We start from the raw sequence: 24,287 nt of genomic DNA, 5'->3' as shown, positions 1-24,287 counted from the left end.
CCGTTGACGAAACCGTCAGAACGCGGGCGAATTCGGGCTAAGTCACTGTAAAACTGGGTGGCACAGACTGTTTCTGCGAAATCCCGGTCCCGGGATTGGACATTTTGGGGTGGAAAAGGGTATTGGTTGATGCCAGGGGCTGAAGATATGTTGACGAAACGTGCCAAATATAACCTGGGCCAGGTCGTGCGCCACCGGAAGCATCCCTTCCGGGGGGTGGTTTTCGACGTCGATCCGGAGTTTGCCAACACCGAGGAATGGTACGAGGCGATCCCGGAAGAAAGCCGTCCGGCCAAGGCACAGCCCTTCTATCACCTGCTCGCCGAGAACGATCAGAGCTACTACGTGGCCTATGTCTCGGAGCAGAACCTGGTGGCAGATTACTCCGGCGAGCCGGTGGATCACCCCGATATCCCCGAGATGTTCGGACCGTTCCAGGACGGGTCCTACCCGCTGCACGTTCACCTGAACTGACGCAGCGAGCTGGCGGTGGCCGCAGCAGCGGCCAGCGCCTTATCGCTCAGTAGCCGATGGCGCAGCCGTCCTTGCGGGGATCGCTCGCGCCTTCCAGCACGCCATCCTCGCGAATCCGGATCGCCTGGGACCCGCCGAGCGGATCGCTTGGCACGGCGACCTTATGGCCCATGTCGGCCAGTTCCTGCCGCACGGCATCGGAGTAGCCCTTTTCGACATTCATGGTGCCGTTGTCGGAGAAGCTGCGCGGCGCGTCCATCGCCGACTGCATGTCCATGCCGAAGTCGGTCAGGTTGGTGACAAAGCGCGCGTGGCCATTCGGCTGGTAGGCACCGCCCATGACGCCGAATGGCGTTGTCACCCGACCGTTCTCGCGCAGCATGCCCGGGATGATCGTGTGCATCGGCCGCTTGCCGCCCTTCATCTCGTTCGGATGGCCCTCGGTCAGCGTGAAGCCGGCGCCGCGGTTCTGGAACAGGATGCCGAACTTGTCCGAGGCGATGCCCGAGCCGAAGCCGTGGAAGATCGAGTAGATCAGCGACACGGCCATGCGGTCGCGGTCGACCACGGTGATGTAGATGGTGTCGCGGTGGATCGCCTCGGTCAGCGGCGCGGCGGCGGCCACCACGGCGTCGGCGAACAGCGGGGGAGTGAGGTCGCCCGGGGGCGTGTTGACCCAGTCGCGGCAGCCCGAGACGGCGTCGGCGACGACCTGGGCCTGCTCCAGCGCGGTGACGACCTCCTGCTTGCGCGCGCCGGGGCTGAGCACCACGACCTCGCCGGGACCGGTGGCCTCCGACGCGGTGTCGCGCTGGTAGGTCGTGAAGCGGTAGCCGCCCAGCAGCCACCCCTCGGTCACGGCCCGCACCTCGGCGGCGCCGGGCGTCGGCAGGGCCAGGGCGACGGATGCCGCGTTCGGCACGGCCCGCGCCGCGGCGCCCGCGGCCCGGCGCAGGGCGGCGGTCGAGGGGGTCGCGCCCAGGCCGACGAGGACGAGCATCGGGGCGTTGATGACGCCGGCGGTGGGGATGCGGGTGGTCTCGCCGAGGCTGCCCTTGAGCGACAGCGAGGACAGCAGCGGTCGCAGCTTGCGGCCGTAGGCCTTGCCCACCTCCTCCCCGCCGGAAGCCAGGTCGACCCCGGAGTCCTGCGCGACCACTCCCACGACGACGGCGTCGACCTTGGTCTTGGCGGGGCTGGCACTGCGGAGGATGAACGAGGTCACCGCCGCAGGATAGCCAGGGCACCACGCTGCGCCCCCGACGTCACTCCGAGCCCGCCGAGCCGGCGCATCAACACGCCGGCTCGGCGAGCGGGGCGCTGCGATAGGTTCGCGCCATGACGCTGGAGGACCAGACCGACGGCCCGCTGCTCACCTCTCCACTGCACGCCAGGCACGAGGCCCTCGGCGCCAAGCTCGCCGAGTTCGGCGGCTGGTCGATGCCGCTGGAGTACGCCGGTGCCGGGGTCGTCAAGGAGCACACCGCGGTCCGCGAGGCGGTCGGCGTCTTCGACGTCAGCCACCTCGGCAAGGCGACGGTGACCGGTCCCGGGGCCGCCGACTTCGTGAACTCCTGCCTGACCAACGACCTCGGCCGCATCGGCGTGGGGCAGGCGCAGTACACCCTGTGCTGCGACGACGAGACCGGGGGCGTCGTCGACGACCTGATCGTCTACCTGCGCGCCGACGACGACGTGCTGCTGGTGCCCAACGCCGCCAACACCGCCGAGGTCGTGCGCCGACTGGCGGCGGCCGCGCCCGAGGGCGTCGAGGTCACCGACCGGCACCGCGACCTCGTCGTGCTCGCGGTCCAAGGGCCGAGGTCCGACGAGGTGCTGACCGCGCTCGGCCTGCCCGTCGACCACGACTACATGGCCTTCTCCACCGGCACCCACGACGGCCACGAGGTGACCGTGTGCCGCACCGGCTACACCGGCGAGCGCGGCTACGAGCTGGTCGCGCCCAACGACGCGGCCGAGTCCCTGTGGGACGCGCTGCTGGCCGCCGGTGAGGAGCACGGGATGCTCGCCTGCGGGCTCGGGGCCCGCGACACCCTGCGCACCGAGATGGGCTACCCGCTGCACGGCCAGGACATCTCCATGGACATCACCCCCGTCGAGGCCCGCCTCGGCTGGGCCGTGGGCTGGTCGAAGCCGGCCTTCTGGGGCCGCGAGGTGCTGACCCGGCAGCGGGAGGAGGGCCCCCAGCGCGTGCTGCGCGGCATCGTCGCCACGGGCCGCGGCATCCCGCGCCCGCACATGCGGGTCATGCTCACCGCCGACGTCCCGGTCGGCGAGGTCACCTCGGGCACCTTCTCCCCGACCCTGCGCAAGGGCGTCGGGCTCGCGCTCGTGGCCGCCACCGTCGCCGCCGACGCCGAGGTGTCGGTGGACGTGCGGGGCCGTCGCGAGGTCTTCGCCCTGACCAAGCCGCCCTTCGTCGACCCCTCCGTCCGGGAGTCCTGACATGAACCTGCCCGAGCAGCCGTCCACCTTCCGCGCACCCACTGCCGCCGAGCGCCCGTGGTGGTGGCGCCTGGAGGACGCCTCCGGCGCGGAGGTGACCCTCGGTGCCGACGCCCCGGCCGACCTCGTCGACCAGCGCTTCACCAGCCAGGCCGATGCGGAGTCCTGGGTCGGCGAGACCTGGGCCGAGCTGGCCGAGCACGGAGTCGACGCCGTGACGCTCTTCGAGCTGGAGCGCCGGGTCTACGGCCCGATGTCTCTGCACGCCTGAGCACCTCGACCTCGTAGGTGGCAGTGGTGGGGACCGATCGCGCCGCGCGCCCCGACGTCTAGGAGTACGCCACCGCCCGGCGCCCCGACGTCGTCGGCGTCACGCAGCTGCGCCAGGTGGGCGCCGAGTCCATCCAGGTCAGGCAGCTGCTCGGCACGCCGGTGATCCGCCTCGGTGACGGTGGCGAGATCTCCGCGCGTCAGCAGTTCGTGCTGACCCGCAGCGGCGCGGGGGACCGGACCGCGCTGCTGGCCAGGTGAGCGAGAGGATCGTGGGGTGACCCACTCCTACCGCTGCGTCGACGTCTTCGGCTCCGGTCCGCTGACCGGCAATCCCGTGGCGGTCGTGCACGACGCCGACGACCTCACCGACGACCAGATGGCCGCGTTCGCCCGCTGGACCAACCTCTCGGAGACGACGTTCCTGCTGCGGCCCACGCACGCGGGGGCCGACTACCGCCTGCGCATCTTCACCCCCGGCGGTGAGCTGCCGTTCGCCGGACACCCCACCCTGGGGTCGGCGCACGCGTGGCTCGAGGCCGGTGGCGTCGCCGCGAGCCAGGGCGTGCTGGTGCAGGAGTGCGGCGCCGGGCTCGTGCGCGTCCACGCGGGGGAGCGGCTGGCGCTCGAGGCGCCGCCGCTGGTGCGCAGCGGCCCGGTCTCCGAGGAGGACCGTGCCCGGATCGCGCGTGCCCTGCGTATCGAGGCCACCGAGGTCGTCGACGCGGAGTGGGTCGACAACGGCCCCGGATGGGTCGGTGTGCTCCTGGCCGACGCGGCCGCGGTCACCGCGCTACGCCCGGACTGGTCGGCCTTCGACGGGCTCGACGTCGGGGTGGCCGGCCTGCACGAGCCGGCTCTGCACGAGCCCGGGGGAGAGGTGCTGATGGAGGTGCGCGCCTTCTGCCCGGGCCTGGGCATCACCGAGGACCCGGTCACCGGCAGCCTCCAGGCCGGCCTCGGGCAGTGGCTGACCTCGACCGGGCGGCTGCCGACGTCGTACGTCGCAGCGCAGGGCGCCGCACTGCAGCGACGCGGGCGCGTGCACGTGGAGGTGGTGGACGGGCAGGTGCGGGTCGGCGGTGAGACCTGCACCACGATCGAGGGACGTGTGGATCTTCGGGCGTGACGTGTGGGCCGGCCACGCGTTGAGAGGAGCATGACCTCGCGCCGTCTCGTCCGCTCCGCCCTGGCCGCCCTGCTGCTCGCCACGCCGCTGGCTGCGGTGACCAGCTCGACCCCCGCCACCGCCATCGTGGGCGGCGGCGCCGCCGACGACGGTGAGCACGGGTTCATGGTGTCGCTGCAGCGCGCCGGCTCCGAAGGGTCCGACGGCCACTTCTGCGGCGGCTCGGTGGTGGGCAAGCGGTGGATCCTCACCGCGGCCCACTGCACCGTCTTCGAGCCCGACGAGGTCCAGGCCGTGGTCGGTCGCACCGACCTCACCCAAGGTGGTGGCCAGGTGCTGCGTATCGACCGCATGAAGGTCCACCCGGACTACGACGAGACCGGGTCGAGCGACGTCGCCCTGTGGCGCACCACCAAGAAGATCAAGGCGCCGCGCATCGCGCTCGCCGGCGCGGACGACCAGCCCCTCGAGGAGCCCGGCTCCACCCTGACCGTCGCCGGGTGGGGACTGGACGCCTACCAGGTCGGCAGCGTGCAGGACCGGCTCAAGGAGCTGGACGTGCGCGTGACGACCGACCTGGAGTGCCAGACCAACAGCCTGCTCGGGTACTCGCCCGACACCGAGGTGTGCGCCGCCGAGCTGCTCGGCGACTCCTGCCAGGGCGACTCCGGTGGGCCGCTGTTCGGCTACCGCGAGAACGGCCGGCCGGTGCAGATCGGTGCCGTGAGCTACGGCTTGGGCTGCGCACTCCCGCTCTTCCCGGGCGTCTACGCCGAGATCAACGCGCCCAGCATCTCCGGGTGGCTCAAGGGCGTGCTGAAGGCCGACAAGAAGACCGACAAGAAGAAGGGCAAGAAGAAGGGCAAGAACAAGGGCGGGAAGAAGAACCGCCGGTAGCCACGGACGGCGCACGCCGCCCGTGGTGCTGCCCGGGTAGCGTTCGCCCCGTGCAGGCCTACCTCGACCTCCTCACCCGCATCCTCGACGAGGGCGTCGAGCGCACCGACCGCACCGGCACCGGCACGCTGTCGGTCTTCGGGCACCAGATGCGCTTCGACCTGGCACCCGAGCGTGGAGGCGGCTTCCCGCTGGTCACGACGAAGAAGGTCCACACCCGCTCGGTCTTCGGCGAGCTGCTGTGGTTCCTGCGCGGCGACACCAACGTGCGCTGGCTGCAGGAGCGAGGCATCAGCATCTGGGACGAGTGGGCCGACGAGGCCGGCGACCTCGGCCCGGTCTACGGCGCCCAGTGGCGCTCGTGGCCCACACCCGACGGGCGGCACATCGACCAGCTGGCGCAGGTCGTGGAGAACCTCCGCCGCGACCCGCACTCACGGCGCCACGTGGTCTCGGCGTGGAACGTCGCGGACATCCCCGACATGGCGCTCGCGCCGTGCCACGCGCTGTTCCAGTTCTACGTCGCACCTGACCCCGACGGCGGGCCGGACCGGCTCAGCTGCCAGCTCTACCAGCGCTCGGCCGACGTCTTCCTCGGCGTGCCGTTCAACATCGCCTCCTACGCGCTGCTGACCCACATGGTCGCGCAGGTGACCGGCCTCGGGGTCGGCGACTTCGTGCACACCCTCGGCGACGCGCACCTCTACCTCAACCACCTCGAGCAGGCCCGTCTCCAGCTCACGCGGGAGCCGCGGCCGCTGCCCACGCTGGTGCTCGACCCCTCGGTCACCGCGCTCGACGAGTTCGAGCTCGAGCACATCGAGGTCGCGGGCTACGACCCGCACCCGGTCATCAAGGCCCCGATCGCGGTCTGAGGCGGTCGTCGTGAGTCGCAGGATCGTCCTGGTCGCCGCCGTCGCCCGCAACGGGGTGATCGGCCACGGCCCCGACATCCCGTGGAAGGTGCCGGGGGAGCAGGCCGCCTTCAAGCACCTGACCATGGGCCACGTGCTGGTCATGGGTCGCACCACCTACGAGTCCATCGGTCGGCCGCTGCCCGGCCGGGAGACCATCGTGCTGACCCGCGACCCCGCCTGGTCGCCCGGCCGCGACGACGTCCACGTGGCGCGCCACCTCGACGACGCGCTGGTGCAGGCCACGCGGCTGCCCGGCGAGATCGTCGTCGCCGGCGGCGCCAGCGTCTACGCCGCCGCCATGCCGCTGGCCACCGAGCAGGTCCTCTCCGAGATCCCGCTCGAGCCCGAGGGCGACGTGTTCTACCCCGACTTCGACCGGCACCACTGGAAGGAGACCCGGCGCGACGAGCTCGAGGGCTTCGACCGGGTCTGGCTGCGCCGGCGCTGACACCGCCTGCCGGGTGAGGGCCGCTTTCGTAGGGTGAGCGCCATGGAGCTGCGCATCTTCACCGAGCCCCAGCAGGGCGCCACCTACGACGACCTCCTGCGGGTCGCCCTCGAGGCCGAGCGGCTCGGGTTCGGGGCGTTCTTCCGCTCCGACCACTACCTCGGGATGGGCACCCCGGGCCTGCCCGGCCCCACCGACGCCTGGACCACGCTCGCTGGTCTCGCCCGCGAGACCAGCACCATCCGCCTCGGCACGATGATGACCAGCGCCACGTTCCGCTACCCCGGTCCGCTGGCGATCCAGGTCGCGAACGTCGACCAGATGAGCGGCGGGCGCGTCGAGCTCGGCATCGGCGCCGGCTGGTTCGTGCAGGAGCACGAGAAGTACGCCATCCCCTTCCCCGGCACCGCCGAGCGCTTCGACCGGTTCGAGGAGCAGCTGGCCGTGGTCACGGGCCTGTGGTCGGCCCCGGCCGCCGAGGACGGTGGCTTCTCCTACGACGGCACCCACTACCAGGTCAGCGAGTCGCCCGGCCTGCCCAAGCCCGTGCAGCGCGACGGTCACGCCGGTGGACCGCCGGTGCTCATCGGGGGAGTGGGCAAGCGTCGTACCCCTGTGTTGGCCGCGCGGTACGCCGACGAGTTCAACCTCCCGTTCGTGCCGTTCGACACCGGGGTCGAGCAGATCGCCCGCGTGCACGCCGCGTGCGAGGAGATCGGCCGCGACCCGGGCTCGCTGACCACCTCCTCGGCGCTGGTGCTGTGCGTCGCCGAGAACGAGGCCGATCTGGCCCGCCGGGCCGCAGCGATCGGGCGCGAGGTCGACGAGCTGCGGGAGAACGGGCTGGCCGGGCTGGTGCCCGAGGTGGTCGACAAGATCGGCCGCTACGCAGAGACCGGGCAGTCGCGGCTGTACCTGCAGACCCTCGACCTGGGCGACCTCGACCACCTGCGGCTGGTCGCCGAGCAGGTCGTCCCGCAGATCCCATAACCTTGGCCCCATGACCTCCGCCCCCGTCGCACCCTTCGGTCGGATGCTGACCGCGATGGCCACGCCGTTCCTCGACGACGGCAGCCTCGACCTCGACGGGGTGCAGCGGGTCGCCAAGCACCTGCTGGCGCACGGTCACGACGGGCTGGTGGTCTCCGGGACCACCGGCGAGTCGCCCACGACCACCACCGACGAGGACGGCGAGGTCCTCGCCGCGGTGCGTGACGCGGTCGGCCCCGACGTGCCGCTGGTGGCCGGTGTCGGCACCAACGACACCCGCACCTCGCTGGTGCTGGCCAAGCAGGCACGCGAGAAGGGCGCCGACGCGGTGCTCCTGGTCTCGCCCTACTACAACAAGCCCGGACAGCGCGGCATCCTCCACCACTTCCGGCAGGTCATCGACGCCGCCGAGCTGCCCGTGATGCTCTACGACGTCCCTGGCCGCACCGGCTCCACCATCGGCCTGGAGACCTACGAGGAGGCGCTGGGCTGGGAGCAGGTCGTCGCGGTCAAGGACGCCGTCGGCGACATGCCGCGCGCCGCGCGCCTGGCTCAGATGGGCTACGCCGTCTACTCCGGCGACGACGTCAACACCCTCGGCTTCCTCGCCCACGGCGCCTGCGGCCTCGTGTCGGTCGTCGGTCACGTCGCCGGCAGCGAGATCGCCTCGATGATCGAGGACTTCCTCGGTGGCGACCACGCCAACGCCCTGGCGACCTACCAGCGGCTCCTGCCGGCCTTCGAGGCCGTCATGGGTGTCGCCAACTACGGCGCCACCACCGCCAAGGGGGGCCTGGAGCTCCTCGGCGTGCTCGACAACCGCCGCGTGCGCTCTCCGCTGGTGCCCCTCGACGACGAGGAGCTCGCCGCGCTGCGCACCGGCCTGGAGGCGGCCGACCTGCTCTAGGCACCGCCGGCCAGCACCCCGGCACCACCCGACCACCGGACGACCCGGCAGAACAGGACGAAATGTCACACCCGCACCCCGAGCTCACCGCACCCGAACCGCTGCCCGAGGGAGCCCTGCGGGTCACCCCGTTCGGTGGTCTCGGCGAGGTGGGGCGCAACATGACCGCCTTCGAGTACGCCGGTCGTCTCCTGATGGTCGACTGCGGCGTGCTCTTCCCCGAGGACCACCAGCCCGGCGTCGACCTGATCCTCCCCGACTGGTCATCCATCCGCGACCGGCTCGACGACGTCGAGGCGCTCGTGCTGACCCACGGTCACGAGGACCACATCGGCGCGACGCCGTACCTCCTGCGCGAGCGGGGTGACATCCCGCTGGTCGGCTCGGAGCTGACGCTGGCGCTGCTGGGCTCCAAGCTGCGCGAGCACCGGCTCAAGGAGACCGTCCACCACGTGGTGAAGGAGGGCGAGAAGATCACCTTCGGGCCCTTCGAGCTCGAGTTCGTCGCGGTCAACCACTCCATCCCCGACGCGTTGGCCGTCGCCATCCGCACGCCCGCCGGGCTGGTGCTGCACACCGGCGACTTCAAGATGGACCAGCTGCCGCTCGACGGCCGGATCACCGACCTGCGGGCCTTCGCGCGGCTGGGGGAGGAGGGCGTCGACCTCTTCCTCACCGACTCCACCAACGCCGAGACCCCGGGCTTCACCCCGACCGAGCGCGGCATCACGCCGGTCATCGACCAGGTCTTCCGCGAGTCGCAGCAGCGGATCATCGTGGCCTGCTTCGCCTCGCACGTGCACCGCGTGCAGCAGGTGCTCGACGCGGCGTACGCCCACGAGCGCCAGGTCGCCTTCGTCGGCCGCTCGATGGTGCGCAACATGGGCATCGCCCGCGACCTGGGCTACCTCACGATCCCGCCGGGCACGATCGTCGACGCCAAGGAGCTCGCGCACCTGCCGCCGCAGCACCAGGTGCTGATCTCGACCGGCTCGCAGGGCGAGCCGATGTCGGCGCTCTCGCGGATCGCCCAGCGCACCCACAACTTCGTGCACATCGAGGAGGGCGACACCGTCCTGCTCGCGTCTTCGCTCATCCCCGGCAACGAGAACGCGGTCTACCGCGTGATCAACGGCCTGGCCCGGTGGGGCGCGAAGGTCGTGCACAAGGGCAACGCCATGGTGCACGTCTCCGGGCACGCCTCGGCCGGCGAGCTGCTGTACTGCTACAACATCGTCAAGCCGCGCAACGTGCTGCCGGTGCACGGCGAGATCCGGCACATGCAGGCCAACGCCGCGCTGGCGAGGATGACCGGCGTCGAGAACGTCGTCATCGCCGAGGACGGGGTCGTGGTGGACCTCGTCGACGGGGTCGCGTCGGTCGCGGGCAAGGTCGACTGCGGCTACGTCTTCGTCGACGGATCCTCCGTCGGCGACATCACCGAGTCCGACCTCAAGGACCGGCGGATCCTCGGCGAGGAGGGCTTCATCTCGGTCATCGTCGTCATGGACTCGGTCTCCGGGAAGGTCGCCGGCGGCCCGGAGATCCACGCCCGCGGCTTCGCCGAGGACGACTCGGTCTTCGAGGACGTCAAGCCCGCCATCATCGACGCGCTCGACAGGGCCGTCGCCGACGGGGCCACCGACTCCTACCAGCTGCAGCAGACCGTACGCCGGGTGATCGGTCGCTGGGTGTCCAACACCCACCGTCGTCGGCCGATGATCATCCCGGTGGTCATCGACGCCTGAGGGCGCGACGCCGACCCTGGTCCGCCGGGGTGGTCCGTCGCTCCGGGGCGAGGAGTAACCTCCCGGCCCACCCAGGAGGTGCGACGTGATCGACGACTACCCGCTGCTGACCCTGCTGCCCCCCGTGCTGGCCATCGGGCTGGCGGTGACCACCCGCAAGGTCCTGCTGAGCCTCGGGCTCGGCGTGGTCTCGGCGGCACTGCTGGTCGCCGACCTCAGCCCCGTCGACACCCTCGAGGAGCTGTGGTCGGCGTTCGCCCAGATCTTCTGGAGCGACGGCGAGCTCAACACCACCTACGTCTACATCCTCCTCTTCACCCTGGCGCTCGGCGTCATCACCGCCTTCGTGTCGATGTCGGGCGGCACCCGGGCCTTCGCCGACTGGGCGCACGAGCGCATCCGCACCCGGCGCGGCGCCATCGCGCTGCCGGCGGCCCTGGGTGGCGCAATCTTCGTCGACGACTACTTCAACGCCCTGACCGTCGGCCAGGTCAGCCGGCCGATCACCGACCGGCACCGGGTCTCGCGCGCCAAGCTGACCTACCTGGTCGACTCGACCTCGGCACCCGTGGCCGTGCTGATGCCCTTCTCGAGCTGGGGCGCCTACATCCTGGGCATCTTCACACCGATCATCGCCGCGTCGGCGCTGACCGTGAGCGACCTCGGCGCCTACGTCCGGGCCGCGGCAGCCAACTACTACGCCTGGGCGGCGCTGCTGATGGTGGTGCTCGTGGTCGCGCTCAACGTCGACCTCGGCCCGATGCGCCGCGAGGAGCGACGCGCCCTGGAGGAGGGCAGGACCTATGAGCCCGGCGACGACATCCCGGGCCAGCTCTCCGAGGACCTGCCCGTCCACCGGCCCGGCGCCAAGCGGGCGCTGGTGGTGCCGTTCGTGCTGCTGGTGCTCGGCGTGCTGGCCGGCATCGTGTGGAGCGGGGTGCGCGCCTCCGGGTCCTGGGCCCCGCTGGACCTGCTCGCCGAGGCCGACGTCACCTGGTCCCTGCTGGTCGGTGCGGCGCCGGCGCTGCTCGCAGCGCTCTACTACTACTCCCGCGACACCGCCTCCAACCCCAAGTTCAGCCGCTCGACCTTCGGTCGGGGCTGGTGGGAGGGCCTGCGGTCGATGTGGCCGGCCGTCAGCATCCTGCTGCTGGCGTGGATGCTCGGCTCGCTGATCGACTCCCTCGGTACGGGGGAGTACCTCGGCGGCCTCGTCGAGGACTCCTCGCTGCCCACCGAGTGGTTGGTCCCCGTCGTCTTCCTGGTCGCCCTGGCGATGGCCTTCGCCACCGGCACCAGCTGGGGCTCCTTCGGGCTCCTGCTGCCGATCGCCGGCGGCATCGTCAACGCCGTCGACGCACCCGAGCTGCTGCTCCCGGTGCTCGGGGCCGTGCTGGCCGGCGCGGTGGCCGGCGACCACTCCTCGCCGATCTCCGACACCACGATCCTCAGTTCGACCGGTGCCGGGTGCAACGTGATCACCCACGTCACCACTCAGCTGCCGTACGTCGCCGTCGCCGTGGTCGCCGCCACGGCCGGCTACTGCGGCCTCGCGCTCACCGGCTCCACCACCATCGGCTTCGTGGTCACCATGCTGGTCGGCGCCGCCGTCCTGCTCGGCGCCCGCCGGCTCTCCCCACCCCTCGACGCGCTCCCGGACCCCGACGACCAGCCACGGGACGCCGAGCCGGCGTATTGATACGCCGGTTCGACCGGGCTCGACACGCCGTCGCGACCTCGTGCCTCGGTCGCGGGCTCGCTCACCTCCTCGCGTCGAGTCCCTCGCTCCGCTCGGACGTGGCTCCGGAAAACCCTCAAGCGACACGTGAGGGTGGGACGTGAGTCAATCCCTGTGACTCGTGTGGTGGTCGCCTAGGGTCGTGACCATGGCGACCCGTACGTCTTCCCCGCCGGGGTCGCGGAGCACGAGCACGTCCAGCCGCAGCACCAGCACGCGCAGCGGCACGAGCACGGGCACCCGACCACGGAGTACCTCCACCACCAAGAGCGCGGCCAAGCGGCCGCCGGCGCGCAAGCCTGCGCCCAAGAAGTCGTCGGCGAAGAAGTCGACGACCTCGCGGCCGGCCCCGCGCTCGGTGCGCAGCGGACCTAACCCGGTCGGCCTCGCGCTCGGCGCGGTGCTGCGGGGGGTCGTCGCGTTCTGGCTGGCCGTCGCCCACGGCATCGGTGCCGTGGCCCGCGGCATCGGCCGCGGTGCCCGCGACCTCGAGCCCGAGCACCGGCGCGACGGTGCCGGCCTGGTGCTGGTCGCCCTCGCGCTGGTCTCCGCCGCCGCGGTGTGGTTCCAGGTGCAGAGCCCGGTGACCGACCCGGTGCGGTTCGCCGTCGCCGGCACCGTCGGCAAGATCGGCTGGTTCGTCCCGATGGTCCTGGTCTGGGCCGGGTGGCGCGTCATGCGCGACCCCGTGGGCCACGGTCCCGCCGGCCGGCAGGTCATCGGCTGGACCGCCCTGTCCTTCGGCCTGCTCGGCATCGTCCACGTCGCCAACGGCAGCCCTCAGCCGGTCGCCGGCGACGCCACGCCGCTGCAGGAGGGCGGGGGAGCGGTCGGGTACGTCGTCTCCTCGCTGCTGCTCGACCTGCTGCGCACCACCTACCTCGTCGTCCCGCTGCTGCTCCTCCTCGGCGTCTTCGGGGTCCTCGTCATCACCGCCACGCCCGTCTACCAGGTGCCCGACAAGCTCGCCGACCTGCGCGACCGGGCCCTGGGCCGGGTGCACGAGGAGGACGAGCCGATCACGCGACGCCGCTCGCGCAAGGGCGAGGACGGCCTCGAGCCCGAGGGCTACCCGGCGTACGACACCCCGCTGGTGGAGGAGACCTCCGCCAAGGGCCGCAAGAAGCGCGGCAAGGACGCGCTCGACGTCGCGCTGGAGGAGGACGGCGGCTCCAGGAGCGACACCGACGCCGGCTTGGCGATCTTCGACGACGTGCCCACCGAGGCGATGGCCGCGGTCGACGCCGGCGCGACGTCCCCGACCGCCGACGGCCACAAGGACGTCCTCGAGCCGCCGCCGCACGCCGACCTGCCGCCCCGCGTGGAGCAGCTCCAGCTCTCCGGCGACATCACCTACAGCCTGCCCGCGACCGAGGTGCTGAAGGAGGGCTCGCCGCACAAGGCGCGGTCCAAGGCCTCCGACGAGGTCGTGGACCGGCTGACCCAGGTGCTCGAGGAGTTCTCCATCGACGCCCAGGTCACCGGCTACACCCGCGGCCCGACCGTCACGCGCTACGAGGTCGAGCTCGGCCCCGGCGTGAAGGTCGAGAAGATCACCAACATCCAGCGCAACATCGCCTACGCGGTGGCCAGTGCGGACGTGCGCATCCTCAGCCCGATCCCCGGCAAGTCCGCGGTCGGCGTGGAGATCCCCAACCTCGACAAGGAGATCGTCTCCCTCGGCGACGTGCTCCGCTCGGGCCGGGCCCGTGCCGACCACCACCCGATGGTGGCCGGCCTCGGCAAGGACGTCGAGGGCGGCTTCGTCGTCGCCAACCTCGCGAAGATGCCGCACCTGCTGGTCGCCGGTGCCACCGGCTCCGGAAAGTCCAGCTTCATCAACTCGATGATCACCTCGGTGCTGATGCGGGCCACGCCCGACGAGGTCCGGATGATCATGGTCGACCCCAAGCGGGTGGAGCTGAACGCCTACGAGGGCGTCCCGCACCTGATCACCCCGATCATCACCAACCCCAAGAAGGCCGCCGAGGCGCTCGCCTGGGTCGTGCGCGAGATGGACCTGCGCTACGACGACCTGGCCAACTTCGGGTTCCGCCACATCGACGACTTCAACAAGGCCGTCCGGGCGGGCAAGGTCGAGGTGCCGCTGGGCTCCGAGCGCACGCTCGAGCCCTACCCCTATCTCCTGGTCATCGTCGACGAGCTCGCCGACCTGATGATGGTCGCCCCGCGCGACGTGGAGGACGCGGTCGTCCGCATCACCCAGCTGGCCCGCGCGGCCGGCATCCACCTGGTGCTGGCCACCCAGCGCCCCTCGGTCGACGTGGTGACCGGCCTGATCAAGGCCAACGTGCCGAGCCGCCTGGCCTTCGCCACCTCCAGCCTCGCCGACAGCCGGGTCATCCTCGACCAGCCGGGCGCGGAGAAGCTGGTCGGCCAGGGTGACGGGCTGTTCCTGCCGATGGGCGCCTCCAAGCCGGTGCGCGTCCAGGGAGCCTGGGTCACCGAGGCCGAGATCGCCCAGGTGGTCAAGCACTGCAAGGAGCAGCTGGAGCCGTCGTACCGCGAGGACGTCACCGCTCCCCAGCAGAGCAAGAAGGAGCTCGACGACGACATCGGCGACGACCTCGACCTGGTGGTCCAGGCCGTGGAGCTCGTGGTGTCGACGCAGTTCGGCTCCACCTCGATGCTGCAGCGCAAGCTCCGCGTGGGCTTCGCCAAGGCCGGTCGCCTCATGGACATCCTGGAGTCCCGAGGCGTGGTCGGTCCCAGTGAGGGCTCGAAGGCTCGCGACGTGCTCGTGAAGCCCGACGAGGTCGACGGTGTCATCGCGACCCTTCAGGGGGAGATGTGAACGTGGAAGTACGACGCAACACGCTGCTCACCGCGAGCACCGGTGTCGTCGCGGGCGTGGTCGCCGCGGCGTACCTCACCCGTGCCGCCTCCGGCGGCACCGCCCTGGACTGGGTCCTGGCGCTGGTGCTCGCCCTCATCGCCCTCGTGCACGCCCAGGGCGTCCTCGACGCCCGGGCGCCGCTCTTCGTCGCCGACGACCTCGGGGTGCGCCTGCGCACGGGCAAGGAGTGGCGGGGGCTGCCCTGGACCGAGATCCAGGCCGTCGAGGTGCTGCCGCGCCGGCGCTTCCTGCGTGACGGCTCGATCGACGTGCTCAGCGGTGAGGACCCGATCCAGGTCCCGCTCTCGCTCTCGACGCGGGTCACCGGCCTGACCGACGGCGACGTCGTCGACGCCCTGGCCGCGCTGGCGCAGGACCGCTGCGAGGTCGCCGAGATCGACGGCTACACCTACGTCTCCGACGAGGAGTGGCACGAGGGCGACCACGATGGGGACCAGGACGACCACGGGGACCACCACGGCGGCTCCTCGGCGCACGACGAGCACGAGGTCCCCGGCAGCCAGGTCCCCGGGCACGAGCCGGCCCCCGAGCGCGTGCACGCGGGGCTGCGGCCGATGCTGGCCCACGCCATCGACTCCGTCGCCCGCTTCCTGCCCGAGCGCGGCGGCGCCGCGCCTGTGCCGCGCCGACCGTCCCGAGCTCCCCGAGGCCCGCGAGCTGCGGCGCCCCGGCAGCGTCGACCTGGTCGAGGACACCGAGGTCTGGGGGGACCGGGTCCGCCCGATCGCCCGCGAGGGCCACGCGGTCGAGCCGATCGTGCTGCCCGAGGAGGAGCAGCCGGCGCCCGACCCGGTCATCGGTCCCGAGCTGGCCGCCGCCCGCACCCGCCTGGGTCTCACCGTCGACCAGCTCGCCGACCGCACCCGCATCCGCCCGCACGTCATCGAGGCCGTCGAGGTCGACGACTTCAGCCCGTGCGGCGGCGACTTCTACGCCCGCGGCCACCTGCGCACCCTCGCGCGCGTGCTCGGCATCGACGCGGCCCCGCTGGTCGCCTCCTACGACGAGCGGTACGCCGACGCGCCGGTCACCCCGCGCCGCGTCTTCGAGGCCGAGCTCGGCCAGGGCGGTGCCCTGCGCGGCACCCGGGGCGGCCCCAACTGGTCGGTCCTCGTGGCGGCCGTGATGGCGCTCGTGCTCGCGTGGTCGGTCGCCCGGCTGGTCACCGACAGCCCGGTCGAGGTCCGGGACCCGCTGCCCAGTCTGACCACCACCAGCGGCACGACCGCCACGGGCACCAAGGTGCCGGTGGTGCTCACCGCCGCGGGCGGGGGAGCCGAGGTCGTGGTGCGCGACGGCGCCAACGAGCTGGTCTACAAGGGCACGCTGGCCTTCGGCCAGGTCAAGGTCCTGCCGAAGGTCTCCCAGCCGGTGCGGGTGCAGTCCTCGGACGGTTCGGTGCAGGTCAGCGTGGGTGGCGTCGATCACGGTGCCCTCGGTGCGACGGGTCGTCAGGCGCAGGACACCTTCGTCGCGGAGTAGTCGCGGAGTAGTCGCGGAGTAGGTGCGTGCCGGAGCGGCCCGCCATACTGACGAGTCGTCATGAGTACCCACACACCTGAGTCCACCGCCACCCCGACCGCAGCCGACCCCACCCCGGAGCGGCCACTGCTGTCGGTGGCGATGGTGACCCTGGGGTGTGCACGCAACGACGTGGACTCCGAGGAGCTCGCCGGTCGGCTCGAGGCCGGCGGGTTCCGCCTGGTCGAGAACGCCGAGGACGCCGACACCGTGGTGGTCAACACCTGCGGCTTCGTCGAGGCGGCCAAGAAGGACTCCGTCGACGCCCTGCTCGAGGCCGCCGACCTCAAGACCGAGCACGGCGGGAAGGCGCAGGCCGTCGTGGCCGTCGGCTGCCTCGCCGAGCGCTACGGCAAGGACCTCGCCGAGTCGCTGCCCGAGGCCGACGCGGTGCTCGGCTTCGACGACTACCCCGACATCGCCGACCGGCTGCGCGGCATCCTGGCCGGCGAGTCCCACCAGGCGCACACCCCGAGCGACCGCCGCCTGCTGCTCCCGATCACCCCGGTCGAGCGCTCGATGTCCACCGCCGCCGTCCCGGGCCATGCCTCGGGTCCCGCGTCGGTGCGCCGGCGCCTGGAGTCCGGTCCGACCGCGTCGCTGAAGTTGGCCAGCGGTTGTGACCGCCGGTGCTCGTTCTGCGCGATCCCGTCCTTCCGCGGCTCCTTCGTCTCGCGGCGACCCACCGACGTGCTCGAGGAGGCGCTCTGGCTGGCCGGCCAGGGCGTGAAGGAGCTCTTCCTCGTCAGCGAGAACTCCACGTCGTACGGCAAGGACCTCGGCGACATCCGGCTCCTCGAGACTCTGCTGCCCGAGCTGGCGGCGGTCGACGGTGTCGAGCGGGTGCGGGTGTCCTACCTGCAGCCCGCCGAGACCCGCCCCGGCCTGATCGAGGCGATCGCCTCCACGCCGGGCGTCGTGCCCTACTTCGACCTGTCCTTCCAGCACGCCAGCGCCACGGTGCTGCGCAGGATGCGCCGGTTCGGTGACCCCGAGTCCTTCCTCGGCCTGCTCGAGCAGGTCCGCGCCCTGGCGCCCGAGGCCGGCGTGCGCTCCAACGTCATCGTCGGCTTCCCCGGGGAGACCGAGGAGGACCTCCAGACGCTGTGCGACTTCCTCGTCGCCGCGCGGATGGACGTCACCGGCGTCTTCGGCTACTCCGACGAGGACGGCACCGAGGCCGCCGGCTTCGAGGACAAGCTCGACGAGGACGAGGTGCGCGCCCGCGCCGAGCACGTCACCTCCCTGGTCGAGCAGCTGACCGCCGAGCGCGCCGAGGAGCGCATCGGCGAGGTCGTCGAGGTGCTCGTGGAGTCGGTCGAGGACGGCGAGGTCGTCGGCCGCGCGGCCCTGCAGGGCCCCGAGGTCGACGGTACGACGCTGCTCGACGGCCTCGACGACACGACCGCCTCGGTGGGGGAGATCGTCCGCGCCGAGGTCGTCGACACCGACGGCATCGACCTGGTCGCCCGCCCGCTCGACCCGTCCTGACCCGCTCGTCCGTCTGACCCCACGCCCTGACCCAGGAGTGCCCGTGACCGAGACGTCCCAGAAGCCCAGCAACTGGAACCTGCCGAACCTCCTCACGAGCCTGCGCATCGTGATGGTGCCGTTCTTCGGCTGGGCGCTGCTGGTCGACGGGGGCGAGTCCGCGACGTGGCGCACGATCGCCTACGCGATCTTCGCGGTCGCGATGATCACCGACAAGATCGACGGGGACATCGCCCGCGCGCGCAACCTGGTCACCGACTTCGGCAAGATCGCCGACCCCATCGCCGACAAGGCGATCACCGGCATGGCCTTCATCGGGCTGGCCGTCGTGGGCGACATCTGGTGGTGGGTGACCATCATCGTGCTGCTGCGCGAGTGGAGTGTGACGCTGCTGCGGCTCTCGGTGCTGTCCAAGGTCGTCATCGCGGCCAAGGACCTCGGCAAGTGGAAGACCACCGCCCAGGGGCTGGCGCTGGGTGGGCTGGTGCTGCCGCTGCGCGACCCGGACCTGCCCGCGGCGCTGCAGACGCCCGGCGAGGTGCTGTTCTACGTCTCGCAGGGGCTGCTGGCGGTCGCCGTCGGGCTGACGCTGTGGTCGGGCTGGGAGTTCTACCGCGACGTCTGGAAGCAGCGCCACCAGCTGCGCGGCTGACCCACCGGTCGACCCCCTCGGGCGAGGGCAATCACCCACCTCATCACGGGGTGCTCGGGCGGCGCCAGAGGCAACACCTGACCATCCGGCCAGGTGCGTGATGGCAATCCTTCACCGGATCCCGCCTTTCGTGCAGGTGTCACGCGACGTTAACGATCGGGCCGGTCGAAGAGCCCTCTTGCAGGGTTACGGTGCGCCGGTCCATACCAGCCCCACCTGAAGGGTTCCCCCAGTGCACTCACGCTCCGGGTCCTCGCCGCTGCGCCGACGCGCCGCAGCGCTCGGCCTCGGGCTCGCGGTCGCCGCCACCTCGGCGACCGTCGTAGTCCAGGCCCCAGCCGCCCACGCCCTCTCGCCCGTCGACGTCACCATCGTCGGCATCAACGACTTCCACGGTCGGCTGCTCGCCGCACGTGACGCGGGCGGCGCGGCCAAGCTCGCCACCGCCGTGGACTCCGTCCGTGCGGAGTACGGCGAGGAGAACACCATCTTCGCCGCTGCCGGCGACCTCATCGGTGCCTCGACCTTCGAGTCGTTCATCCAGCAGGACAAGCCGACCCTCGACGTCCTCAACGCCGCGGGTCTGGACGTCTCCGCGGTGGGCAACCACGAGTTCGACCAGGGCTACGACGACCTGGTCAACCGGGTGATGGCTCCCTTCGACGCCGACACCAACCCGCGCGGCGGGGCCGAGTGGACCTACATCGGCGCCAACGTGAAGATGAAGGACTCCGGCGAGGACGCGCTGGAGCCCACCTACGTGCAGACCATCGGCGAGGGCGACTCCGCCGTCGAGGTCGGCTTCATCGGCGCCGTCACCGAGCACCTGCCCGAGCTGGTCTCCCCGGCCGGCATCGCCGACCTCGAGGTCACCGACATCGTCGACGCCGTCAACACCGAGGCCGACGCGCTGGAGGCCGAGGGTGTCGACCTGATCGTCATGCTCGTGCACGAGGGCGCCCCGACGACCGACTGCGACGCGATCGCCGACCTGGCCGACGACACCGACTTCGGGTCGATCGTGCAGGGCGTCGACTCGTCGGTGCACGCGATCATCTCGGGTCACACGCACCTGGCCTACGACTGCCTGATCGCCCCGGCCGACGCGCCTCTGCAGCCGCGTCCGGTCGTCTCGGCCGGTCAGTACGGCCTCAACATCAACCGCCTGACCTTCACCGTCGACGCCGACGGCCAGGCCGACCCGTTCCTCAAGGTCGGTGACGGCAGCGAGATCATCAACGTCGCGCGCACCGAGGACCCCTTCGCCGAGGACCCCGAGGTCAAGGCGATCGTCGACGCCGCGGTGGCGGTCTCCGACGAGCTCGGCGCCCAGCCCCTGGGCGAGATCGCGGGCCCGTTCACCCGCGCCAAGGCCGGCAACGGCACCACTGAGAACCGCGGTGGCGAGTCCACAGTCGGCAACCTGGTCGCCGAGGCCCAGCGCTGGGCGGCCGACACCCAGATCGGCTTCATCAACCCCGGCGGTCTGCGTGCGGACATGCTCGGCGAGAACGCCGAGGGCTACCCGGCCGTCCTGACCTACAAGCAGGCCGCCGTCGTCCAGCCCTTCGCCAACACCCTAGTCAAGCTGGACCTGACCGGTGAGCAGCTGAAGTCGGTGCTGGAGGAGCAGTGGCAGCCCGACGGCTCCTCGCGCCCGATCCTGCACCTCGGCGTCTCCGACGGCTTCGAGTGGAGCTACGACCCCACCGCTTCCGCCGGCGAGCACGTCACCGGCATGTGGCTCGACGAGATGCCGATCGAGATGGAGGAGACCTACTCGGTCGTCGCCAACTCCTTCCTGGCCTCGGGTGGCGACAACTTCTTCACCCTCGCCGAGGGCAGCGACCCGACCGACACCGGGTACGCCGACCTGCAGGCCATGGTCGACTTCATGGACGAGTTCGCCTCTTCCGAGGCCCTGCCGGTGGACGCCGAGCAGCGCTCGATCGGTGCCACCCTCCCCGAGGGTGCCCCGGCGTCGTACGCGCCGGGTGACGAGCTCGAGGTCGAGCTGTCCTCGCTGATCATGGCGCCCACCGCCGGCATCGACGCCCTCGTGGACGACGAGGTCGAGGTAAGCGTCGGAGGCAAGAGCCTCGGCACCTTCGCGGTCGACCCGACCGTCGCCGAGAGCGCCAACGACGACGAGGCGGGCACCGCCTCGGTCATGGGCACTGTCCCGACCTACTACGGAGCCCCCGACGGCCTGGTGGTCACCGGCATGACGACCGGCACCGAGATCCTGGTGCCGCTCGCCTTCGAGGCCCAGCCCGAGATGGCCGTCGTGACCGCGAAGCGCAACCCCAAGGGTCCGCTCAAGGCCGGCAAGAAGAAGCTCAAGGTCACCGTCAAGGTCAAGGTCGACGGCGAGCCGGCCTCGGGCAAGGTCATCCTCTCCGGTGCGGGCGTGGACAAGAAGGTCACGCTGAACAAGAAGGGCAAGGCCGTCACGCGCATCGGTCCCTTCGACGAGAAGGGCGTCCAGGTCATCACCGTCTCCTACGGCGACGCCTCGGACACCCTGCGCTTCAAGGTCCGCTGACCCGGCGCCAGACCCAGCACCTGTGCACCACCTGAGCACCACCTGATTGCGAACGCCTCCCGGTCGTCCCCGGACGGCCGGGAGGCGTTCGCCGTCGGTCCATCTGGGCCCGTCATCGTCGGCCCGTCACCTCGGATCTCCCTCTCGGTTCTCGGATCTCTCGGGACCCCTCTCGGAAAGGCAGTCACCCGTGCCCACCACCTCCCGGGGCGCAGGCCGCCGGCTCGCGCTGTTCAGCGCCGGCTCGCTCGGCCTCGCCACCCTGGCCACCGGCCTCAGCCTGGCGCCCGCCCAGGCCGCCAGCACCGGCCTCGTCATCAGTGAGGCCTACGGCGGCGGCGGCAACTCCGGCGCCACCCTCACCCACGACTTCATCGAGCTGCACAACCCCACCGACGCGGCGATCAGCGTCGACGGGATGTCGGTGCAGTACCGCTCCTCGGGCGGCACCGGCGCCGGGGCCGTGACGGAGCTGTCCGGCACCGTGCCCGCCGGCGGCTACTACCTCGTCCAGCAGGCGCAGGGCTCGGGCGGCACGGAGTCGCTGCCGACGCCCGACGTCGTCGGCACGACCGCGATGTCCGGCTCCGCCTTCACCGTGTGGCTGTCCTCCGGCACCGAGCCGCTCACGCTGCCGACCGGCTCGGTCGGGGTGCTCCCGGGCGTCGTCGACCTGCTCGGCGTCAACAGCAACACGTGGGAGGGCACGGCCAAGGCCGCCGGGGTCTCCAACACGACCTCGTCCTCGCGCACGGCTCCCGACGCCGACGAGAACGGCGCCGAGTTCACCACCGGTGCCCCGACGCCGACCGGCACCGGGAGCGAGCCCGAGCCGGAGCCGGAGCCGGAGCCCACCGAGGCGACCATCGCGGAGATCCAGGGCGACGGCTTCACCAGCCCGCTGGTCGGCACCGAGGTCGTCACGACCGGCGTGGTCACCGCGGTGCCGCAGTACCTCTACGGCTTCTACCTCCAGACCCCCGGCACCGGCGGCGAGACCGAGCGCACGGCCTCCGACGGCGTGTTCGTCTACTTCCCCCAGGGCTCGGGCAGCATCACCGTCGAGCCCGGCGACCACGTCGAGGTCACCGGTGAGGTCTCGGAGTACGCCGGCGCCACGCAGGTCGTCTCCTCCGAGGCCGAGGTCGTCGAGCTCGAGCCGACCGAGCCGGTGACCGCGTACGCCGGCGCCTGGCCCGCCTCGGACGCCGAGAAGGAGGCGCTGGAGGGCATGCTGTTCGACCCAACCGGCGAGCGCTTCACGGTGACGAACACCTACTCCACCAACCAGTACGGCGAGGTCGGCCTGGCCCTGGGCGACACCCCGCTCATCCAGCCGACCGAGGTCGCCGACGCCCAGGACCTCGCCGCCATCGCCGCGGTCGAGGCCGACAACGCCGCCCGCGCGATCACGCTGGACGACGGGTCGAGCACCGACTACACCCGCAGCCAGTTCCTGACCCCGCCCTACGTCTCCAACACCGACCCGGTCCGGGTGGGCGCTGCGGCGACCTTCACCGAGCCCGTGGTGCTGACCCAGGGCGGCTCGCCCAGCAGCCCGACGTACCGCTTCCAGCCGACGACCTCGGTGAGCGGTCCGGACTACACCGCGACCTCGCCGGCGGTCTTCGAGAACACCCGCACCGCGGCCCCCGAGGAGGTCGGTGGCGACCTGAGCGTGGCGTCCTTCAACGTGCTCAACTACTTCACGACCCTCGGTGACGCCGACGACGACAACGTGGGCGACGACGGCTGCCTGGCCTACGTCGACCGCGACGGCGACGGCAACAACGTGCGCGGTGGCTGCGACCAGCGCGGCGCCTGGGACCCCCAGGACCTGCAGCGTCAGCAGGAGAAGATCGTCTCGGCGATCAACACCCTCGACGCCGACGTCGTCGGCCTGATGGAGATCGAGAACTCCGCGGCCCTGGGCGAGCAGCCCGACGAGGCCACCGAGGCCCTGGTCGCCGCGCTCAACGCGGCGGCGGGGGAGCAGAAGTGGGCGGCGAACCCGTCCTCGGCCGAGCTCCCGCCGGCCTCGGAGCAGGACGTCATCACCAACGCGATCATCTACCAGCCGGCGTCGGTCGAGCGTGTAGGCGAGGCCCGGGCGCTGGGTGACCAGTCGGCCTCCGGCCAGGCCTTCGGCAACGCCCGCGAGCCGATCGGGCAGGTCTTCGCGCCCGTCGGGGGCGGCGAGGAGTTCCTCTTCATCGTGAACCACTTCAAGTCCAAGGGCTCCGGTGTCGACGACGGCACGGGCCAGGGCAACGCCAACCCCGACCGCGTCGAGCAGGCCGAGGCCCTGGCGGCCTGGGTCCCCGGCGTCGCGGCCGAGACCGGCACCGACGCGGTGCTGCTCGCCGGTGACTTCAACGCCTACTCGATGGAGGACCCGATGCAGGTCCTCCACGACGCCGGCTACACCAACACCCAGACGGTCTCGGACGAGGAGGAGTGGTCCTACTCCTTCAGCGGCCTGTCCGGCTCGCTGGACCACGTGCTCGCCAACGACGCGGCGCTGGCCGCCGTCACCGGCGTGGACATCTGGAACATCAACTCCGGTGAGTCCGTCGCGATGGAGTACTCCCGCTGGAACTACCACGGCACCGACTTCCACGACGCCGGTCCGTTCCGCTCCAGCGACCACGACCCGGTCAAGGTCGGCCTCGACCTGGTCGCCGACGCCCCGGAGACCGCGCCGTCACGTGTCCTGCTGAAGGTCCGGCCCAAGCAGCCGAAGGCGGGCAAGGGCAAGGTCACGCTGAAGGTCACCGTCCGCAGCAGCGCCGGGGTCCCCACCGGCACGGTGACCGTCGAGGCGGGTGGCAAGGAGAAGACCGCCACGCTGGACAAGAAGGGGCGCGCGACCCTGCGGATGCGCAACCCGTTCCGGAAGCCGGGCGAGTACACCATCACCGCGTCGTACGCCGGTGACGAGGCGGTCGCGGCCTCGGAGAAGACGAAGCAACTGACCGTGCGTCGCTGAGTCATCACAGAGCAGCGCCGGTCGCGATCCCAGGATCGCGGCCGGCGCTGTCGTGTGTGCAGCGGGCGCCGTCAGAGCTCGGTGGTGCCGTCGGGGTGGACGAGGAACCGCAGGCTGTGGGGACTGGTCCAGAGCCAGGTGGTGGGGGTGAGCTGGGCGTAGTCCCATCGCCCGTCGGGGGATGGGTGGGTCTTGGCTCGGTGGTGGCGTCTGCAGAGCGGGGCGAG

Annotated in this window: 20 protein-coding genes; 18 read left to right on the top strand and 2 right to left on the bottom strand. The window is 71.5% G+C overall.

What is annotated here, in order from left to right; genetic code table 11:
- The first annotated feature begins 129 nt into the window (after positions 1–129).
- Complete coding sequence (gene hspQ, locus A6R01_RS10530; protein ID WP_366925105.1) at positions 130–474, top strand: heat shock protein HspQ; 345 nt, start codon at positions 130–132, stop codon at positions 472–474.
- A gap of 46 nt (positions 475–520) precedes the next feature.
- Here the strand turns inward: hspQ and A6R01_RS10525 are convergent, their stop codons facing one another.
- Positions 521–1,633: a gamma-glutamyltransferase gene (locus A6R01_RS10525; RefSeq protein ID WP_292605613.1), complete on the bottom strand. Its 1,113-nt coding sequence runs from the start codon at positions 1,631–1,633 to the stop codon at positions 521–523.
- 179 nt (positions 1,634–1,812) lie between these two features.
- Here A6R01_RS10525 and gcvT point away from each other — a divergent pair, with 179 nt between their 5' ends.
- The 12 genes from gcvT to A6R01_RS10465 all read left to right on the top strand — a co-directional run bounded on the left by gcvT (position 1,813) and on the right by A6R01_RS10465 (position 14,799).
- A complete protein-coding gene (gene gcvT / locus A6R01_RS10520) occupies positions 1,813–2,940 on the top strand; it encodes a glycine cleavage system aminomethyltransferase GcvT (RefSeq protein ID WP_292605611.1) in 1,128 nt (375 codons plus the stop codon).
- Between the two features lies 1 nt (position 2,941).
- Positions 2,942–3,211 carry a hypothetical protein gene (locus A6R01_RS10515; RefSeq protein ID WP_292605609.1) on the top strand — a complete coding sequence of 90 codons (270 nt, stop codon included), beginning with the start codon at positions 2,942–2,944 and terminating at the stop codon, positions 3,209–3,211.
- A gap of 116 nt (positions 3,212–3,327) precedes the next feature.
- A complete protein-coding gene (locus A6R01_RS10510; protein WP_292605607.1) occupies positions 3,328–3,471 on the top strand; it encodes a hypothetical protein in 144 nt (47 codons plus the stop codon).
- 16 nt (positions 3,472–3,487) lie between these two features.
- Positions 3,488–4,339, top strand: coding sequence for a PhzF family phenazine biosynthesis protein (locus A6R01_RS10505; protein ID WP_292605605.1), 852 nt, complete (start codon positions 3,488–3,490; stop codon positions 4,337–4,339).
- 30 nt (positions 4,340–4,369) lie between these two features.
- Positions 4,370–5,236, top strand: coding sequence for a serine protease (locus tag A6R01_RS10500; RefSeq protein WP_292605602.1), 867 nt, complete (start codon positions 4,370–4,372; stop codon positions 5,234–5,236).
- A gap of 50 nt (positions 5,237–5,286) precedes the next feature.
- The gene (locus A6R01_RS10495) at positions 5,287–6,111 is read left to right on the top strand and encodes a thymidylate synthase (RefSeq protein ID WP_292605600.1); all 825 of its coding nucleotides are present in this window, start codon (positions 5,287–5,289) and stop codon (positions 6,109–6,111) included.
- A gap of 10 nt (positions 6,112–6,121) precedes the next feature.
- Positions 6,122–6,601 carry a dihydrofolate reductase gene (locus tag A6R01_RS10490; protein WP_292605598.1) on the top strand — a complete coding sequence of 160 codons (480 nt, stop codon included), beginning with the start codon at positions 6,122–6,124 and terminating at the stop codon, positions 6,599–6,601.
- A gap of 42 nt (positions 6,602–6,643) precedes the next feature.
- Positions 6,644–7,591: an LLM class F420-dependent oxidoreductase gene (locus tag A6R01_RS10485; protein WP_292605596.1), complete on the top strand. Its 948-nt coding sequence runs from the start codon at positions 6,644–6,646 to the stop codon at positions 7,589–7,591.
- 10 nt (positions 7,592–7,601) lie between these two features.
- Positions 7,602–8,498: a 4-hydroxy-tetrahydrodipicolinate synthase gene (gene dapA, locus A6R01_RS10480; RefSeq protein WP_292605594.1), complete on the top strand. Its 897-nt coding sequence runs from the start codon at positions 7,602–7,604 to the stop codon at positions 8,496–8,498.
- A 62-nt stretch (positions 8,499–8,560) separates the two neighbouring features.
- On the top strand, positions 8,561–10,246 hold the full coding sequence (locus A6R01_RS10475; RefSeq protein WP_292605592.1) for a ribonuclease J: 1,686 nt from the start codon (positions 8,561–8,563) through the stop codon (positions 10,244–10,246).
- Between the two features lie 85 nt (positions 10,247–10,331).
- The gene (locus tag A6R01_RS10470; protein ID WP_292605590.1) at positions 10,332–11,945 is read left to right on the top strand and encodes a Na+/H+ antiporter NhaC family protein; all 1,614 of its coding nucleotides are present in this window, start codon (positions 10,332–10,334) and stop codon (positions 11,943–11,945) included.
- 187 nt (positions 11,946–12,132) lie between these two features.
- Positions 12,133–14,799, top strand: coding sequence for a DNA translocase FtsK (locus tag A6R01_RS10465; protein ID WP_292605587.1), 2,667 nt, complete (start codon positions 12,133–12,135; stop codon positions 14,797–14,799).
- On the opposite strand, the gene A6R01_RS10460 is transcribed toward A6R01_RS10465, so the two are convergent.
- Positions 14,784–15,428 carry a hypothetical protein gene (locus A6R01_RS10460; RefSeq protein WP_292605585.1) on the bottom strand — a complete coding sequence of 215 codons (645 nt, stop codon included), beginning with the start codon at positions 15,426–15,428 and terminating at the stop codon, positions 14,784–14,786. The two genes, A6R01_RS10465 and A6R01_RS10460, sit on opposite strands and share 16 nt — an antisense overlap.
- Before the next feature lie 190 nt (positions 15,429–15,618).
- Between A6R01_RS10460 and A6R01_RS10455 the strand changes: the two genes are divergently transcribed.
- The 5 genes from A6R01_RS10455 to A6R01_RS10435 all read left to right on the top strand — a co-directional run bounded on the left by A6R01_RS10455 (position 15,619) and on the right by A6R01_RS10435 (position 24,060).
- On the top strand, positions 15,619–16,344 hold the full coding sequence (locus A6R01_RS10455) for a helix-turn-helix domain-containing protein (protein ID WP_292605583.1): 726 nt from the start codon (positions 15,619–15,621) through the stop codon (positions 16,342–16,344).
- A 129-nt stretch (positions 16,345–16,473) separates the two neighbouring features.
- A complete protein-coding gene (rimO, locus tag A6R01_RS10450; RefSeq protein WP_292605615.1) occupies positions 16,474–17,874 on the top strand; it encodes a 30S ribosomal protein S12 methylthiotransferase RimO in 1,401 nt (466 codons plus the stop codon).
- Between the two features lie 43 nt (positions 17,875–17,917).
- Entirely contained in the window at positions 17,918–18,526 is a 609-nt protein-coding gene (gene pgsA, locus A6R01_RS10445; protein ID WP_292605581.1) for a CDP-diacylglycerol--glycerol-3-phosphate 3-phosphatidyltransferase, read from the top strand.
- Between the two features lie 232 nt (positions 18,527–18,758).
- Positions 18,759–21,071 (top strand): bifunctional UDP-sugar hydrolase/5'-nucleotidase, encoded by a 2,313-nt coding sequence (locus A6R01_RS10440; protein ID WP_292605579.1) that lies wholly within the window; start codon positions 18,759–18,761, stop codon positions 21,069–21,071.
- Positions 21,072–21,261: 190 nt separating this feature from the next.
- A complete protein-coding gene (locus A6R01_RS10435) occupies positions 21,262–24,060 on the top strand; it encodes an ExeM/NucH family extracellular endonuclease (protein WP_292605577.1) in 2,799 nt (932 codons plus the stop codon).
- Positions 24,061–24,287: the final 227 nt, after the last annotated feature.

Source organism: Nocardioides sp. REDSEA-S30_B4, from assembly GCF_001627265.1.
Lineage (GTDB): Bacteria > Actinomycetota > Actinomycetes > Propionibacteriales > Nocardioidaceae > Nocardioides.
Note: the sequence above shows the minus strand (reverse complement) of the source record. Positions and strands in the feature narration are given on the sequence as shown.